The sequence below is a fragment of the Grimontia celer genome (genome assembly GCF_900055185.1).
In the GTDB taxonomy this organism is placed as follows: domain Bacteria; phylum Pseudomonadota; class Gammaproteobacteria; order Enterobacterales; family Vibrionaceae; genus Enterovibrio; species Enterovibrio celer.
In genome coordinates, this window is sequence record NZ_FIZX01000002.1 from 1,601,385 (window position 1) to 1,618,364 (window position 16,980).

The window sequence follows — 16,980 nt, forward strand, 5'->3', positions numbered from 1 at the left end:
TATGCTTGGCTAATTATCAATCAATCGCATTTTTGCTGACATTCCCCTGACGATTTACCTTCCTTACCCTGATATTCACCTCACTAATAAACCCTAAAATCCGCGCTAATTTTCAGTGAGTTACATGGAGGTTTCTTGTACTCATCTCAGTAATTTTTCGATATCACGTGATCATACTTCCATGTAAAAAATGCCGACAAAAAATTCACTTATCGAATTCACAGCTATTCAGATAAGTTACCGATAAAAATAATTGACCTCTGTTAAAAAAGGAATGAAACGGCTATGACGTTCAAGCCCAATGCAATTTTTTCCGCCTTATTTATGGGAATGGCAACTTTTACTTCTCACGCTGCAATTTCTTCGTATAGCGCCAACGATATGGTAAATCCGCAAGGCGGTGTAGTTGTCGGTTACTGGCACAACTGGTGTGATGGTGCTGGTTATAAAGGCGGTAACGCACCTTGTGTGACATTGGAAGAGATCAATCCAATGTACAACGTGGTTAACGTCTCTTTCATGAAAGTCTTCGATGTAGCAGAAGGTCGCATTCCGACTTTCCGCCTCGATCCAATGATTGGTCTGTCTGAGCAAGAATTTATTAATCAAATTGGCGAGCTGAACAAACAAGGCCGCTCAGTGTTGATTGCGCTGGGCGGCGCCGATGCGCACGTTGAACTGAAAGCAGGCGATGAACAGGCATTCGCTGACGAAATCATCCGTGTCACTGACCTCTACGGCTTCGATGGTTTGGACATCGACCTAGAGCAAGCCGCAGTCACCGCAGCCGACAACCAAACTGTGATTCCTGCAGCGCTGCGTTTGGTAAAAGACCATTATGCTGCGCAAGGTAAAAACTTCCTCATTACAATGGCACCAGAATTTCCTTACCTGACTCAAAGCGGTAAGTACGTGCCTTACATCACCGCATTGGAAGGTTACTACGACTGGATTAACCCTCAGTTTTACAATCAAGGCGGTGACGGTGTTTATGTAGACAGCGTGGGCTGGATCGCGCAGAACAATGACAATCTAAAGCAGGAGTTCATTTACTACATCTCGGATTCACTGGTTAACGGTACCCGCAGCTTCCATCAGATCCAGCACGACAAGCTGGTATTTGGCATTCCAACCAGTAATGACGCAGCAGCAACCGGTTTTGTGAAAGATCCAAACAAGCTCTATGCGGCATTTGGTCAGCTCCGCGACCAAGGCCAGCCTCTTCGTGGTGTGATGACATGGTCAGTAAACTGGGACATGGGCACAGACGCAGCAGGTAATCCTTACAACGAGCAATTCATTAAAGATTACGGCCCATTCATTCACGGACAAACACCACCGCCTCCTTCCGAAGGCAAGCCAGTGTTTAGTGGCGTGACTGACTCACGTGTCCTTCACGGTAATGAATTTGACGCTCTGGCGGGTGTGACCGCAAAAGACAAAGAAGATGGCGATCTGACCTACAGCATTTTGGTTGACGGAAACGTCGATACCTCACGCCTAGGTCCGAATGTGCTGGTTTACAGTGTGACTGACTCAGACAGCAACGAAACCAAAGCGACGCGGTTGGTCGAGGTTTACAGTCAGAAACCAGTATTCAGTGGTGTAAACAACACCAGCGTGAAAATCGGTGACAGCTTTGACCCAATGCAGGGTGTGAGCGCCTCAGACGCTGAAGACGGGAACCTCACCGCAAATATTTCCCTCGAAGGAAGCGTAAATACATCTGCCATCGGTAAATACACCCTGACTTACTCAGTCACCGATAGCGCATTCCAGACCGTTTCAACAAACCGCGTGGTGTCTGTCACTGACGGCAGCACCTGTTCAAATGCCTGGGAGGAAACCCAGGTTTATAACGGTGGCGATATCGTCAGCCATGTAGGCAAGAACTGGAAAGCTGCTTGGTGGACACGCGGCGAAGAACCGGGCTCAACCGGAGAATGGGGCGTTTGGCGTCTTGACGGAGACAGTGATTGTGGAGACACAGGCACTCCTTCTCCGGCCCCTTCACTGAGTTTGTCGGGAGTGAAATCCAGCTACACCACTGACGACGGCACAATGTCACTTGATTTGACGTTGAAAACCAACGAGCCAATGTCAGTACAGGTTTCTGTAGTAGGAGCTTCTGTGATTTCTGGCGGAGAGGCACAACTGAATGTTGATGGTTCAATCAAGCTGTCTCTATCACTTTCCAACGTGGAAGCGGGCGCATACACACTAACAGCAACTGCCGAAACGGACAGTAGTGAAACACTGATTCAGAATGCTGCGTTTACCGTGAAAACGGGTAGCGTCACTCCACCTCCAGGCGGCGAGTACCCTGCATATGTAGCAGGTACTAACTATACCGAAGGTGATCGCGTAACTGGCATTGATGGCAATATTTACGAGTGCAAACCATGGCCTTACACAGGTTGGTGTGCAAGCGCATCTTACGCGCCGGGTAACAGCCTTTACTGGGCAGATGCCTGGGATAAATTGTAACCTTTCCTAAACAATTCAGATTGTTAAAAACAAAAAAGCACTACTATTTGTAGTGCTTTTTTTGACCGTAAAGTCAGCTTTCCTCTGAAGCCCAATAAAAACGGGGCATCCATTTGCCAGCCAAATAGATCAATGTCACCATTCCAACAAAATAAGTAATCAATAAGCAAAAACTGAAATAGAAACGCGGTGAATGTGATCCCGATCTGCTGAAGGGTGTTGCAGGTTCCTTAGACTGGAGCCCGAAACATTAACAGTAATGACACATAAATTAAAAAATATTGCTGTTTTTAAATGCAAACACAGAGGGATACATTGATGAGTGAAGTTTTATTAGCAGTTTTTGCTGGTGCGATCGTTGGCTTTTTCTTTAGTGCCGTGAAGTTACCGCTTCCTGCGCCACCGGTGATCTCCGGGATCATGGGTATCGTTGGGATTTACCTCGGCGGCATGGCTTATCAGACAATGGTCACGCGATTCTTTTCTTAGTATCGCCCCTATTCGTTTACCCCATTAAGCGCCGTAGTTTGAGCGCTGGAATTTTTTTTTTTAACGACGTAGAGAATTCGAGGAGGACTGGTGTCGACAGGGAAGCTACCGCCGGCGGCAGATGGATTGCAACTCAACTTCTGTAAAACATTGGCGTGTCGAAACTTTGGATTGAGTGATGAGAAGTATTATTTACTTCAAGATTCGGATCCATCTCGTCCCGGCTTGGTGTGCCGAGAGTGTGGTGCCTTTCCTCCTCTCCTTAACAACCAGGGTGTGATTGAAGAACTGAGTCGCCTGAAACAGCAAGACTCAGGCAATCTCGCCGCGTGCAATACTGAGGGCTGCGAAGCCTTTGATAAGCCCGTGCTCACACACCGCGAGCATTATCATGCGTTTGGCTACAGCGGTGAGCGTCAGCGCTACCGCTGCAAACACTGTCAGGCGACGTTCGTAGACAAATGGTCCAATGCCAACCCGAAACTGGACATTCAACAGCGTCTATTGGGTTTGCTTTTTACAGGCCACCCGGTTCGTGAGATTTGCAGAAAACTGCATATCAACCCAAAGACCTTTTATGATCACTTGGAGCAAATTGCCGCTCGCTGCCGAAACAAACTGGCCAGCGTCGATGCGCGATTCCTGCAACTGGCAAAAGAAAATCCGCTAGCTTCGGCTCTGACAACACTGCAACCGCGAAGCGACAACGGCGTGATGTGGCTAACGACGGGTGATGCGGAACATGGTTATGTATTGCTGCAAAACATCAATTACTCATCCGACGAAGAAAAGCCGGAAGACATTGAAGATGTATATGCAGAAAATGCCAGACTGATGCCGGACAACTTCAATCACTTTACTGACTCATTTGAATCGAACCCAGAAGGGTTGCTCAATCAAGTGAACGAAAAATACAAAGAAGTTTTGTCGCGCAGTAATGTTGAAGACCTTTACACACGTCCAATCCACGTCGATTATCCGTCGAAAGGCTGCCTGATCCGCCCACAATACGCGGCATATGCGCAGTATCTTCGATTGAAAGAACTGACGGAGGGCTGGGGAGATCTCAAGGTTTACTTACCTCAAGAGCCTTTGCTTCGTTCCGCCATAATCAGTGTGTTCAAAGACCGACTGCAGGAAAAACAGTGCCACCCTATATATGTCGTGCAAAACGCGCAATGGCTAGAGCATGACAGCGCCGGCAGCATCGATATCATGTTGTTGAGTTGGTGGCGGGATCGCTGGGCATTTACTCAAAAAGGCCAAGCAGCAAAAGCAATTTGCCATTTAGGGAAAGAAAGCGGTAGTGAAGCAGAATGGCTGCAGCAAGCGACAACAACTGCATTGGAAGATTATCAAGATCGCTTCCACCTGCATTTCCGTTCCCTGATAGACGAACCAAGGCGTAGACTGCGTCCCGGTGGCTTACTACCACTGCTCGACATTTTCCGGGCGTGGAATAACCTTTGCCATCAAAACAGCGAAGGTGTTACGCCAGCACAGGCTTTGGGGCTAGCCCGTCATCCTTACACTTTGGCGAATTTACTGGCTTAATCGTTAGGGTGCGATAGATTTATTCGGCTCTATTTACGCCTTTATCACCGCAAGAAAACAAAAAAGCGAGCCTATAGCTCGCTTTTTTCATTGAATGCAAAACCAGATTACTCGTCAGCTTCAGCTTCTGAGTAGTCTTCACTTACGCCGCCACGGGAAGTAGAGCACAAGTTGTAAACGACATGCTTGTGGTTGATTTCTTTCAGGTATTTCAACCAGCAAAGAGCATATGATGATTCAGCTGCACGACGGCCATTCACTTCATCAACAAATTTCTGCTGCTCTTCATCTTGTGGAACCATTGCACCTTCGAACAGTGCTTTCATGGTACGCCCACTAGTTTCCAAAAGTTGTGCTTCTTTGATGGTGAAATAGCCTGATCGAGCAAAACCTTTTGGAAAATGCTTGTCATCAAAAAACTTTTGACCACTAAACATTATTTAGCTCCTTAACAAATTTGCGCAATATTCTTCATTAAACCATTAAGGTGTAAAGCAAAATATTGTTGATCTGACGATTAAGAAATTTAATTCTCAATCCGGTTTATAGCGGTGATTTTGAATTCTGTCGAGCAATTAACGACAAATTCATGATGAATTCTGCAGGTAACTTATCTGAGAAGTTTTCCCAGGTCGAGACAATAGAAAGTAAGCCTTTGTAACAATGTGAAAAACGTCAAAAATTGACAAAATTCCATCTAAGACAGCCTAGAAGGCTCCGCTTAGCCAACACCTTTCCTCGACTCTATTTATGAGCCAAACCTCACAATTTTACTGGCCTGTAGCGCTTTCAGCTCACAACGATAGAAACAAAGACTTCCCTTTCCATTCAATCTTTACTTACTGATGAGATTCTTTTCGTAACAATCGAAAACATTAATCAAAAACAGTGAATTTTTTCGTTTTATTTAATCGTATCGCTGGACTTATGCTTGGGAGGAATTGGTGTCATCGTTATGCCAAGGAACTTTCATCAATTAGTCACATAACTTCGGCTATATTTGATGAGACAAAGGGTTAGCGAAATAATCAACATCCTTTTATTCTACAAAAAACTATTCCGAAGTATTGTTAAACGAACAGGGTAAATACAATGGCCAAGTGGGAACAGTGGCTGAAAAACGACACAAACCGTAAAGAGAAGTTTAATTCCAAATTCAATGACGAATTTGACGATCGACCTCAACGCGACAAGAAGGCGCGCCGTAAGGCAAAACCGAGCCGCTCATCTCATGAGGATTACCCGTTCGATTGATGAAAAAAAAAGCCAGCGTCTTCGCGCTGGCTTTGATATCTCAAGTGTTAACGTACCATCAGAAAAACATTTGGTAGGTGTAGCCCGTTAGTACTGCCATGCCAAGAACCACCGCTAGGAATGCCAGAATCATCTGGTTGCGGAACATGGATTTGAGCATGATGACTTCAGTAATACTTGCGCCAGCACTACCAATAACCAGCGCCATTACGGTTCCTATGCCCATGCCCTTAGCCAGTAGCGGCGCACTCAGCAAAATCACTGCCTCAGCGCGGATGTAAAGCGGAATACCAATCACTGCCGCCAAAGGTATAGCAAATGGATTATCCTCACCCGCGATAGAAGCAATCCATTCCGCAGGCATTGCACCGTAAATCAAAGAGCCCACACCAACGCCGATGAAAATGTAAGGCATCGCCGTTTTAAAGTCTTTCCACACTCCGCGCCAAATCTTCATCCACTTGTTCTCTTCTACCTTTTTCGTGCCACAGGTAGAGCCACAGCAGCTTTTTTCCGGCTCTTCATAGGTAGAAGGCTTCAGATACTTCTCGAATCCCAATTTTTCCAGTAAATAACCTGATGCCACTGAAATCACCAGAGCAGAAGCAAAATAGTACGCCGTCACCTCTAAACCGAAGGTCACTGCAAAAAGGCCAATGATCATTGGGTTGAGTAACGGGCTTGCAAACAGGAACACCATCATGGTGCCAAATCCTGCCTGTGCACGAATCAGACCTTTAAGAAAAGGAATCGTCGAGCAAGAACAAAATGGTGTGATTGCACCGAGAAAAGCTGCCATCACATAGCCTTTACCGTTTTGGCTACTCAGCATGCTGCGGATTTTTTCCGGCGGGATATATTGCTGCAATACACCCACTAGATAACTGATCACCAAGAACAGTATGGTGATTTCCACGGCCAGAAAGGCGAACATGCCCAGGGTTGATTGAATGGTCTCCATTGTCATCATTAAAATCTCTATATTTCTAGAATATTCGAAATATAGAGATTCACGCTCTCCTCTGCAAGATATTTCTGTTATTATCGAAATATTATTTTTGTACGGGAAACGCTATGGAACTCGAAGCCGTTGCTAAAGCATTGAAAGAACTGGGACATCCTACTCGGTTAGCGATATTCAAAAGGTTAGTCAAAGGTGGGCATGCCGGTATCGCAGTGGGTTTAGTTCAGGAGGAATTGGACATTCCTGGTTCAACCCTTTCCCATCATTTGTCTAGCCTTATGTCAGCCGATCTGATTGAACAACGTCGTGAAGGCCGCACCCTTTATTGCCTGCCCAGATATGAACAATTAGAAGGTGTGTTGGCGTTTCTTCGGGAAGAATGTTGTGCAGATGAATCCGCCGAAGAAGCTTCAAACGGATAAAAAAGCAGGGCAATTGCCCTGCTTCTGATACCAATCACAGTAAGTAGGTGCTCAGAAATAGCGCAGGAAAAATACTCGAGAACAAGGCGGAAAATTTCGATAAGTAGTTATTCTACAGTCAAATTCTCCAACGCAGTTATCGAGCATTTTAACAAGCTAGGATGAGCAGATATTTACTACGATTGGTATGGTTGGCTTTGCTTTTCCTGCCACTCGACGTGGCGTTGCTCCACACGCTTTTTCACGTCTCGCCACTTCTCTGCGCTCTGCAGGTCTCGAACCGTAAATTGATGCTTCTTCGCCAGTGACGCTGCTTGAGGCACTTCAATAATTGGCAAGTTGTCGAGTGCTTCAATTGATGATTGGCGGTTGTTGCACAAGAGCAACATATCGCAGCCTGCTGCCAGCGCTTGCTGACAACGCTCTGCCGGACCACCCATGACTGTCGCACCTTCCATGCTCAGATCGTCTGAGAACACAATCCCTTGGAAACCAAGCTGCTCTCGCAAGACTTTTTTGAGCCAGAACGGTGAACCACTCGCTGGTAAATCATCATAGTGTGGATAGATAACATGTGCCGGCATCATGGCATCCAGTACACCGGCTTCAATTTGCGCAGTGAATATTGCCATGTCCTGCTCGAAAAGATCGTCACGCTCATCTTTCGGGCTTTCGAAGTGTGAATCTGCAATCACAGCACCATGGCCTGGGAAGTGCTTCCCTGTTGTTGCCATACCAGCTTCTTTCATGCCAGCCATAAATGCCGTTGAGTAGCGGATAACGGTATCATTGTCATCGCCAAATGCGCGGCTGCCGATAGCCTTACAATCAAAACCCCGGTCCAGCACAGGAGCAAAACTCAGATCGATGTCATGCGCCATCAACTCAGCGGCCATTAGCCAACCCGCTTCTTGCGCCAATGTCAGGCCGTCTTCCATTTGCGCGTAAGACTGCGCAGGCGGAATGATAGTGAAATGCTCTCGGAATCGCTGAACACGACCACCTTCCTGATCAACACCAATCAAAATTGGACGTTTAGCCGCTTTACGAACGGACTCTGTCAGCGCTGCCAGCTGGCGACTATCGTGGTAATTGCGAGCGAAAAGAATTAAGCCACCTACACTTGGGTGTTCCAGCAATTCGCGCTCTTCAGCGTCCAGCTCACACCCTTCAAGATCAAGCCACAATGGGCCCATGGGTCACTCCTGTTTGAATTTCATTTTAAGCTGGCAACATATTACGCTGACACGCACACTCTAGAAAGCCTGATACCAAAATTTGGTGCTGGGAATTGCAATCCTATGAGAAACTTAGCAACTGAAGTCTAAAAAGAAGAGAGGCGAACAAATCATGTACATCGGCATAATGTCAGGCACCAGTCTGGACGGCATTGATATGGTCGCCGCCTCTTTTTCAGACCAAAGCGTTACCCTGCATCATCAGGCTGAATATCCATTTCCAGAAACACTGAAAGAGAAGCTGATAGCCTTAAGCCAAGGCGCGCCTGTTACATTGGAAGAATTCGGCACCATCGATCACTTCCTCGGTAAAACATACGCGGAAACTGTGAATCGTTTTTTAGCCGAAAACGACCTAAAAGCACACGATATTACTGCTATTGGCTGCCATGGTCAGACTGTCTTCCATAAACCTACTGGACCAATGCCTTTTACCATGCAGCTTGGCGATGCCAACATCATTGCAGCGCTGACAGGCATTACAACGGTTGCTGATTTCCGCCGCAAAGACATGGCGCTTGGTGGCCAAGGTGCACCGCTTGTTCCTGCCTTTCATCAATTCCTTTTCGGCACAGATGCCTCTACCAAGGTAGTGCTGAACATTGGTGGCATCGCCAACATTTCAGTACTCACCCCCAACCAATCCATCGTCGGTTATGACACGGGCCCGGGGAATATGCTGATGGACAGTTGGATAAGTGAACACAAAGGCAAACCCTATGACAAAGACGGCGCATGGGCATCAATCGGTACAGTCAATCAAGCGCTACTGAACCAGATGCTGAGTGATGGATATTTTGCTCAACCTGCCCCCAAAAGCACCGGTCGTGAGTTGTTCCATCGCGGGTGGCTAGAAGCTCAACTAAACGTTTTCAACAAGCCAGTGAACCCTGAAGATGTGCAAGCAACCCTGCTCGCGTTCACCGTGCAATCTATCGCAAATGATGTTCTACGCTTTGGACAAGGTGAGCTTCTGGTATGCGGTGGTGGTGCGCGGAATCAAGCATTAATGGCTGCGCTAAAAACTGCTCTGCCCAATTGGCAGGTGATGGCGACAGATGAGAAAGGCGTAAATGGTGATTCGTTAGAAGCGTTAGCCTTTGCCTGGCTGGCACATCAAGCGCTGGAAGGAAAGCCTGGGAACCTGCCGGATGTCACTGGCGCCAGCCGTTCTTGTCGACTGGGAGCTATTTACTATCCCGATTAAAGTCCTTTGACCCTAGCCTGATTGAGTGCCAAAACGGTTCGGACGTTTCAGCGCTACTGGCATCTGATGACTGGTGCGCTTCAAGTAAAGCAGATACTGGCTAAAGCTGAGTGGACGAGAGTAGTGGTAGCCCTGAGCAATATCGACACCATATCGCTTGAGCACAGACGCCGTTTCCAGATCTTCTACCCCCTCTGCCACCACCATCAAGCCAAGTGATTTTGCCATTTCGGTAGTTGCTCGGACGATGTTCTGCTTTCTTGGGCTGTTTGTCAGTGAATTGATAAAGCTTCGGTCGATCTTAAGCTCGGTAAACGGCAGTTGTGAAAGGTAAGTCAGCGAAGAATAACCTGTACCGTAGTCGTCAATTGATACTTCAATATCGTATTGAGACAGGCGATCAATCACCTGATGCAGCCTTTCATAATCCGACACCATGGTCGATTCTGTCAGCTCTAGCGAAAGCGTGCCTGTGGGTACATGGTATTGCTCCGCAACATCCGCGATTTTGTCCACCAGATTAGGAATCGCGATGTCTGAAGCACTTACGTTTATCGATAAACGACGGCTAAAGCCAAGCTCTATCAGTTTGCTCTGTTGGTAGAAAGCGCGTTTAATTACCCAGAGCGTCAGGTCATTGATTAGGCCGACTTCCTCTGCCAGCTTCACGAACACTTCAGGGGAAACCTGACCGAATTTAGGATGGTCCCAACGCAGCAAAACCTCAGAGCCATGAATTGAGCCAGTACGCAGGTCAATCTGAGGCTGGTGATACAAATCCAGCTCGTCGCTCTCAATCGCCCTTTTCAGATCGGAAACCAAAGACATGTTCATTGTCCGATTGAAGCTGTTAAGTGAGTCATATGCGTTAAAGCGCTTTTCAGCGGTAGAAGTTTCCGCCACTGCCTGCATAGACTTGCGCAGCAAGACATCGGTTGTACTGCCATCTTTCGGGAACTCACTGGTACCAATGGTGCCTTGCGTGCGAATACTCAATTCACTGAGTTCCACATAGTGGTCGACTTCATCAAGTGCACTTGCCAGCAGAAGCTTGATTTTCTCTTGGTTTGTCGACATCACCACGAAACCAAACAAACCTTCCTTTATGCAGGCGATGCGGTGTTTGCGATGGTAGCCACCTTCAAGCACCTTTACAGCATCACTGTCGAGCGCAATGTGCAGGCGTTCACACACCTCACTCACAAAGTGCTGCTTCTGATCCACTGACATATAGGGTGCCAGCGAATTAAAGCGATCTATCTGGAAGCAGCACAACGTAAATTCGCGGTTTTTATCAACCAGCTGGTCCACCACGAGCGTCAGGACATTGACATTGGGCGATGACGAAAGCATGTCATGAGTCAGCTGATAAACAGACTCTTCTCGTTGCTGTCGGAATCGCTCGGCAAGAGCTAATGCCATCAGCATCACAGTCATCACATTCCCCATCATGAACGCGTAACGTGCTGCCAAGGTGTATTCGACATGGCCAGTCACCAGCAATGGCGGGAACACACCCGCAACGACCAGCGGCAACCAGGAGAGGGTGAACATCGGGCTCCACTTCTGCGCCACTGTCCAGCGACGCCAGACCAAAACCCCAATCAGGGTATAAAAGACAGGTTGAATGGCGATCAGGAAGGTCGCAGCAATATGCTCTGGGATCACCATCGAAATGATCATTAACCCCATGAGCACCATCAAGGCATAGTTCACCACTTGGCGTAGCAAGCTCTGCACCTTGTGAACACGGAGGTATAGGTGGGCGAACAACAATGACAGGATAAACAGCGCAAAGGTTAATCCCACAGTGTTATTACTAAAGAAAATCTGAATCGCTGACGGGAATAGATAGATGCCGAAACCGTGGACAGCACCCAGCAATATCATGCTGGTAACCACATAACCCGTATACACGACATAAACCCGTTCACGCAGTGACACATACACAGCGAAGGTATATACCGCCACAGCCAGCATGATGGCAGTGAAACCTCCCCAAATCGCATGCAGCAGTTGCGTCAGCGTATGATATTCGTGCTGATCTAACAGCCAGATTGGCATGGCCGGGAAGCCTTCGGAATAAACATGCAGGTAAAGCTCATAGCGCTCAAAACCATCCATCATAAAATGAACCGCTGGCGGCATATCACCTACCATGTAACCGCGCTCAAGGCTGTCACCCAACCGCCACCGTTTCACCTCATGGCCCTTGTCGTCAAACTGGTAAATATTCAATCTATCAATCATGGGTGTGTCGAAATAGAGTGACAGATGACGGTGTTCAGACTCGAGGTTTTGTACTTCGAGCTTTATCCAATAGGATTTATTTCCAAGCTCCCAAGGAACCTCCACCGGGTCATCAATGTGACGAAAAATCGCCGACTCGCGAACATAGCGGAGAATGTGGCTGTTTGTGCTGTCGATAAAGTAGCCGTAGTTAACTTCGACATTTTCGGGGGAAGATGACAGCGTAGGGAAGAGTCCGGCGAATCGAGTGCCCGCCAGCGTACAAAGAATGACGATAAAAAACGTCGCCGCAATCCACAACGTGCGGTTAGGGATTAAAGGCTGAAATTTCATTCATTCTCCCGACCAAATTGAGCCTTGAACTGAAGTGAAAAATTCGGGAAAGCAAGAGCATTAGGATACCTAGTCATATGCCAACCATGACGCAGCTCTTCTTATCATCCGGAGCTGCTGAAAATTCCTACAATGACATGTTTCAATCTAGATACGGATGACTACTTTTTCAAACATCACCACATGAAAAACCCGAAATATTGCGGACATTACGGATAGATCACATTCAAATGTGACCTCGAGCATATGAATGGCACATGAACATTTGTTCACGCAGTGAAAACTTCGTAGACTCTGAGGCTGATTACCTGCCGCAGGATAGAGTCATGACCACGACACGCACGTTAAGCAGCAACTTCGAAAGCCTGCTTGATGACACCAACCTCCTCACTGAGATTGCTATTCTTTACTATCAGCAAAACACAACGCAGGAAGAGATTTCCAAAAAGTTCGGCATCAGCCGAGCCAAAGTCAGCCGTCTACTTCGTCGTGCGCGTGAAGAAGGTATTGTAGAAATTTCCGTCAAGTTCCACCCGGTACACAGTGCCCAACTGGAACAAAGGCTGATGGAAAAGTTCAGTCTGAAACGCGCATTAATCGCCCTGGACCAACCCAGTGTTCAAGAGCAGCGCAACCAAGTAGCAACGCTGGTTTCTTCCTTTATTGATGGTAACTTGCAAGAGGGCATGGTTGTTGCCGTCGGTCAGGGTCAAAACGTCGCAGCCGTTGCAGACCACCCAGGTATCGTCTCTCATCGAAACGCCCGATTTGTTTGTGCCATCGGCGGTACACACCGTAGTGGCGATATTATCAATGCAGACCACATCTGCCGCCGCCTAGCCAAGAAGTTCGGTGGCAGCAGCGAAACCCTGTATGCACCAGCCTATGTCGATACGCCGCAAATCCGCGATGTATTCCTAAACCACCCCAATATCAACGAAACACTCAACCAAGCGCGTAAGGCGGAATTCGCTTTAGTGGGTATTGGTGACATGGATGAAAACAGCCATATGGTAAAGCTCGGCTGCTTCTCAGCGCGTGAATTCGTTGAAGCACGTGTGAATGATGGTATTGTCGGTGATATTGGTGGATTTGATTTCTTCAAGCTCGACGGCAGTCGCGCCAACACACTAATGCGTGATCGCGTTGTCGGACTTGAAATGCGTGACTTGAGACTGATTCCAAATGTCATTGCTATGGCTAGTGAAAGCCGCAAGGCTTTGTCTATTCTCGGTGCATTGAAAACAGGCACGATTGACGTTTTGGCAACCAGTGCAAGCTGCGCCATGGCGCTGCTGAATATGGTCGACAACGAAGGTTGATTTTGAACCGCTAAACGCCCTGCTGGTCAATGAACCAACAGGATTCCAACAGATCTTGTTATACGCAAACGTTTCTGTGAGATCCCGGTGAGGTTTATCAAATCTGAGCGTTGACTTTGTCGCACAAAAACACAAATATGACCCAATCATTTGCTCAGGTGTGTTGCATTTGTTCATTCAACTTCTACCCCGATGCATTGAATGGCCAATTGAGGCACTTCTGAGCCCCCTATTAGATACAACAAAAGGTTTAAAAGATGAGCACTAAATTGGAACAATTACGCAAGCTCACAACCGTGGTTGCTGACACGGGTGATATCGATGCGATCGCCAAATACCAGCCGCAAGACGCGACAACAAACCCTTCTCTGATCCTGAAAGCTGCTGAAATCCCGCAATATGCTCCGCTAATTGAAGAAGCGATTGCTTACGCAAAAGCGAAAAGCGAAGACGTTGATCAACAACTGGCTGATGCGGGCGACCGTTTGGCCGTCAACATCGGTAAAGAAATCCTGAAAGTGATTCCTGGTCGCATCTCTACTGAAGTAGATGCACGCCTTTCTTATGATTTCGAAGGTAGCGTTGCGAAAGCACGTAAGCTGATCAGCATGTACAACGAAGCGGGTATCAGCAACGACCGCATTCTGATCAAACTGGCGTCTACCTGGGAAGGTATCCGTGCTGCAGAAGTGCTGGAAAAAGAAGGCATCAACTGTAACCTGACTCTGCTGTTCTCATTTGCCCAAGCTCGCGCATGTGCTGAAGCAGGTGTTTACCTGATTTCTCCTTTCGTTGGCCGCATCATGGACTGGTACAAAGCGAAAGAAGGCCGTGATTTCGAAGCAGCAGAAGACCCAGGTGTACTGTCTGTTTCCGGCATCTACAACTACTACAAAGAACACGGCTACGAGACTGTTGTTATGGGCGCAAGCTTCCGTAACACCGGCGAAATTCTGGAACTGGCAGGCTGTGACCGCCTGACCATCAGCCCTCAACTGCTCCAAGAACTGTCTGATGCAGAAGGTGAAGTGGTGCAGAAGCTGAACGACGACGTGGAAGTGAAAGAGCGCCCAGCCGCAATGACGCATGCTGAGTTCCTTTGGGAACACAACATGGACGCGATGGCCGTCGAAAAGCTAGCCGAAGGTATCCGCAACTTCGCGGTTGACCAAGGTAAGCTGGAAGTCATGATTCGTAACATGCTGTAATCCAGAAAAACAGAATTACTCAGAGCGGCTATTGCCGCTCTCTTATTTCATATATGATCCGGTTCTGAAACCCGGTCAGATAAATCTAATTCAACAAGGTAAGCCCAAGATGGAACGTAAAACCCTTGCCAATGCGATCCGTGCCCTCAGCATGGACGGTGTACAACAAGCTAACTCTGGTCACCCAGGCGCCCCTATGGGCATGGCAGATATCGCCGAAGTCCTGTGGCGTGACCACTTGAACCACAACCCACAAAACCCTGAGTGGGCAGACCGCGACCGCTTCGTGCTGTCAAACGGTCACGGCTCTATGCTGATCTACTCTCTGCTGCACCTGACCGGTTACGATCTGTCTATCGACGATCTGAAAAACTTCCGTCAACTGCATTCTAAAACTCCAGGCCACCCTGAGTACGGCTACGCGCCAGGTGTAGAAACGACTACTGGTCCTCTGGGTCAAGGTATCACCAACGCTGTCGGTATGGCGATTGCAGAAAGAGCACTGGCTGCTCAGTTCAACCGTGAAGGCCACGACATCGTTGACCACAACACTTATGCGTTCCTGGGTGACGGCTGTCTGATGGAAGGTATCTCTCATGAAGCATGTTCGCTGGCAGGTACGCTGGGTCTGGGCAAGCTGATCGCGTTCTGGGATGACAACGGCATCTCTATCGACGGTCACGTTGAAGGATGGTTCACTGACGACACACCTAAGCGTTTCGAAGCTTACGGCTGGCAGGTTATCCCAGCAGTAGATGGCCACGACGCTGATGCGATTAACGCAGCGATTGAAGCTGCGAAAGCAGAAACTGGTCGTCCTACCCTGATTTGTACCAAAACCATCATCGGTTTCGGCTCACCAAACAAAGCAGGCTCTCACGATTGTCACGGCGCACCACTGGGCGCTGACGAAATCAAAGCGGCACGTGAGTTCTTGGGTTGGGAACACCCTGCATTTGAAATCCCGGCTGACGTCTACGGTCAGTGGGACGCAAAAGAAGCTGGCGCAGCAAAAGAAGCGGCTTGGAACGAAAAACTGGCTGCGTACGAAGCTGCACACCCAGAGCTGGCGGCAGAGTTCAAACGCCGTGTAAACGGCGACTTGCCTGCTGAGTGGGAAGAAAAAGCCAACCAAATCATCGCCGACCTGCAAGCGAACCCAGCAAACATTGCGTCACGTAAAGCGTCTCAAAACGCGCTGGAAGCGTTCGGTGCGATGCTGCCTGAATTCATGGGTGGCTCAGCTGACCTGGCACCATCTAACCTGACCATGTGGTCTGGCTCAAAAGCCCTGACCGGTGAAGATGCTTCCGGCAACTACATCCACTACGGTGTGCGTGAGTTCGGTATGACCGCGATCATCAACGGTATCGCCCTGCACGGTGGTTTCGTCCCATACGGCGCGACCTTCCTGATGTTTATGGAATACGCGCGTAACGCGATGCGTATGGCGGCACTGATGAAAGTGCAGAACATTCAGGTTTACACCCACGACTCCATCGGTCTGGGTGAAGATGGCCCAACGCACCAGCCGGTTGAACAAATCGCGTCTCTGCGCCTGACACCAAACATGAGCACATGGCGTCCATGTGATCAGGTAGAGTCTGCGGTTGCGTGGAAACTGGCGATTGAGCGTAAAGACGGTCCAAGCTCGCTGATTTTCTCGCGTCAAAACCTCGCTCAACAAGAGCGTGACGCCGAGCAAGTGGCAAACATCGCCAAGGGTGGTTACATCCTGAAAGATTGTGCTGGCAAACCTGAACTTATCCTGATTGCGACTGGTTCAGAAGTTGAACTGGCAGTTGAAGCAGCAGCACAGCTGTCTTCAGAAGGCAAAGCAGTTCGCGTGGTCTCTATCCCATCGACTGACGTGTTCGACAAGCAAGATGCGGCTTACCGTGAAGCGGTGCTGCCATCAGACGTGACAGCACGTGTGGCTATCGAAGCGGGCATTGCGGACTTCTGGTACAAGTACGTGGGCTTTGACGGTCGTATCATCGGCATGCACACCTTCGGTGAATCTGCACCGGCGGGTGAGCTGTTCAAGATGTTCGGCTTCACCACTGAAAACGTGGTTGAGACGGCAAAAGAACTGCTGGCGTAAGCACCCACTCAATACTGAAAACCCGCCATTTGGCGGGTTTTTTATTGTCTATTTCTTTTATGAACGCTTAAGAGCAAACTGAAATTATTCATTACTTTCAATCTGATACCATGCTTTAGGCGCCCCTGAAAAAACAAAACTTTCCCAC

At 48.3% G+C, this 16,980-nt stretch carries 13 protein-coding genes; 9 read left to right on the forward strand and 4 right to left on the reverse strand.

What is annotated here, in order from left to right; genetic code table 11:
- Positions 1–285: 285 nt before the first annotated feature.
- The 3 genes from GCE9029_RS17430 (at position 286) to GCE9029_RS17440 (ending at position 4,530) form a co-directional block, all read left to right on the forward strand.
- A complete protein-coding gene (locus tag GCE9029_RS17430; RefSeq protein ID WP_062665159.1) occupies positions 286–2,487 on the forward strand; it encodes an immunoglobulin-like domain-containing protein in 2,202 nt (733 codons plus the stop codon).
- A gap of 318 nt (positions 2,488–2,805) precedes the next feature.
- Complete coding sequence (locus tag GCE9029_RS17435) at positions 2,806–2,976, forward strand: XapX domain-containing protein (protein ID WP_062665160.1); 171 nt, start codon at positions 2,806–2,808, stop codon at positions 2,974–2,976.
- 90 nt (positions 2,977–3,066) lie between these two features.
- Positions 3,067–4,530 carry a hypothetical protein gene (locus GCE9029_RS17440; RefSeq protein WP_062665161.1) on the forward strand — a complete coding sequence of 488 codons (1,464 nt, stop codon included), beginning with the start codon at positions 3,067–3,069 and terminating at the stop codon, positions 4,528–4,530.
- A 107-nt stretch (positions 4,531–4,637) separates the two neighbouring features.
- Here GCE9029_RS17440 and GCE9029_RS17445 read toward each other — a convergent pair whose 3' ends face one another.
- On the reverse strand, positions 4,638–4,967 hold the full coding sequence (locus tag GCE9029_RS17445) for a MaoP family protein (RefSeq protein ID WP_062665162.1): 330 nt from the start codon (positions 4,965–4,967) through the stop codon (positions 4,638–4,640).
- A 655-nt stretch (positions 4,968–5,622) separates the two neighbouring features.
- On the opposite strand from GCE9029_RS17445, the gene GCE9029_RS26555 reads away from it, so the two are divergent.
- Positions 5,623–5,784, forward strand: a complete 162-nt coding sequence (locus GCE9029_RS26555; RefSeq protein ID WP_197475377.1) for a hypothetical protein — start codon at positions 5,623–5,625, stop codon at positions 5,782–5,784.
- A gap of 58 nt (positions 5,785–5,842) precedes the next feature.
- Here the strand turns inward: GCE9029_RS26555 and GCE9029_RS17450 are convergent, their stop codons facing one another.
- Complete coding sequence (locus GCE9029_RS17450) at positions 5,843–6,751, reverse strand: permease (protein WP_062665778.1); 909 nt, start codon at positions 6,749–6,751, stop codon at positions 5,843–5,845.
- A gap of 107 nt (positions 6,752–6,858) precedes the next feature.
- Between GCE9029_RS17450 and GCE9029_RS17455 the strand changes: the two genes are divergently transcribed.
- Positions 6,859–7,170 (forward strand): ArsR/SmtB family transcription factor, encoded by a 312-nt coding sequence (locus tag GCE9029_RS17455; protein ID WP_062665164.1) that lies wholly within the window; start codon positions 6,859–6,861, stop codon positions 7,168–7,170.
- 176 nt (positions 7,171–7,346) lie between these two features.
- Here GCE9029_RS17455 and nagZ read toward each other — a convergent pair whose 3' ends face one another.
- The gene (gene nagZ, locus GCE9029_RS17460; protein WP_062665166.1) at positions 7,347–8,366 is read right to left on the reverse strand and encodes a beta-N-acetylhexosaminidase; all 1,020 of its coding nucleotides are present in this window, start codon (positions 8,364–8,366) and stop codon (positions 7,347–7,349) included.
- 121 nt (positions 8,367–8,487) lie between these two features.
- Between nagZ and GCE9029_RS17465 the strand changes: the two genes are divergently transcribed.
- Complete coding sequence (locus GCE9029_RS17465; protein ID WP_082804373.1) at positions 8,488–9,615, forward strand: anhydro-N-acetylmuramic acid kinase; 1,128 nt, start codon at positions 8,488–8,490, stop codon at positions 9,613–9,615.
- Positions 9,616–9,627: 12 nt separating this feature from the next.
- Here the strand turns inward: GCE9029_RS17465 and GCE9029_RS17470 are convergent, their stop codons facing one another.
- The gene (locus tag GCE9029_RS17470) at positions 9,628–12,198 is read right to left on the reverse strand and encodes an EAL domain-containing protein (protein WP_062665171.1); all 2,571 of its coding nucleotides are present in this window, start codon (positions 12,196–12,198) and stop codon (positions 9,628–9,630) included.
- 326 nt (positions 12,199–12,524) lie between these two features.
- Here GCE9029_RS17470 and GCE9029_RS17475 point away from each other — a divergent pair, with 326 nt between their 5' ends.
- The 3 genes from GCE9029_RS17475 to tkt all read left to right on the forward strand — a co-directional run bounded on the left by GCE9029_RS17475 (position 12,525) and on the right by tkt (position 16,832).
- The gene (locus tag GCE9029_RS17475) at positions 12,525–13,520 is read left to right on the forward strand and encodes a sugar-binding transcriptional regulator (protein WP_062665780.1); all 996 of its coding nucleotides are present in this window, start codon (positions 12,525–12,527) and stop codon (positions 13,518–13,520) included.
- Positions 13,521–13,777: 257 nt separating this feature from the next.
- Positions 13,778–14,728: a transaldolase gene (gene tal / locus GCE9029_RS17480; protein WP_062665173.1), complete on the forward strand. Its 951-nt coding sequence runs from the start codon at positions 13,778–13,780 to the stop codon at positions 14,726–14,728.
- Positions 14,729–14,837: 109 nt separating this feature from the next.
- Entirely contained in the window at positions 14,838–16,832 is a 1,995-nt protein-coding gene (gene tkt / locus GCE9029_RS17485; protein WP_062665175.1) for a transketolase, read from the forward strand.
- Positions 16,833–16,980 lie beyond the last annotated feature (148 nt).

Bases quoted from the DNA above. Each gene is read 5' to 3' on its own strand.
- GCE9029_RS26555 (WP_197475377.1), top strand. From the start codon at position 5,623: ATGGCCAAGTGGGAACAGTGGCTGAAAAACGACACAAACCGTAAAGAG.
- GCE9029_RS17445 (WP_062665162.1), bottom strand. From the start codon at position 4,967: ATGTTTAGTGGTCAAAAGTTTTTTGATGACAAGCATTTTCCAAAAGGT.
- GCE9029_RS17450 (WP_062665778.1), bottom strand. From the start codon at position 6,751: ATGACAATGGAGACCATTCAATCAACCCTGGGCATGTTCGCCTTTCTG.
- tkt (WP_062665175.1), top strand. From the start codon at position 14,838: ATGGAACGTAAAACCCTTGCCAATGCGATCCGTGCCCTCAGCATGGAC.
- GCE9029_RS17470 (WP_062665171.1), bottom strand. From the start codon at position 12,198: ATGAAATTTCAGCCTTTAATCCCTAACCGCACGTTGTGGATTGCGGCG.
- GCE9029_RS17455 (WP_062665164.1), top strand. From the start codon at position 6,859: ATGGAACTCGAAGCCGTTGCTAAAGCATTGAAAGAACTGGGACATCCT.
- GCE9029_RS17435 (WP_062665160.1), top strand. From the start codon at position 2,806: ATGAGTGAAGTTTTATTAGCAGTTTTTGCTGGTGCGATCGTTGGCTTT.
- tal (WP_062665173.1), top strand. From the start codon at position 13,778: ATGAGCACTAAATTGGAACAATTACGCAAGCTCACAACCGTGGTTGCT.
- GCE9029_RS17430 (WP_062665159.1), top strand. From the start codon at position 286: ATGACGTTCAAGCCCAATGCAATTTTTTCCGCCTTATTTATGGGAATG.
- nagZ (WP_062665166.1), bottom strand. From the start codon at position 8,366: ATGGGCCCATTGTGGCTTGATCTTGAAGGGTGTGAGCTGGACGCTGAA.
- GCE9029_RS17475 (WP_062665780.1), top strand. From the start codon at position 12,525: ATGACCACGACACGCACGTTAAGCAGCAACTTCGAAAGCCTGCTTGAT.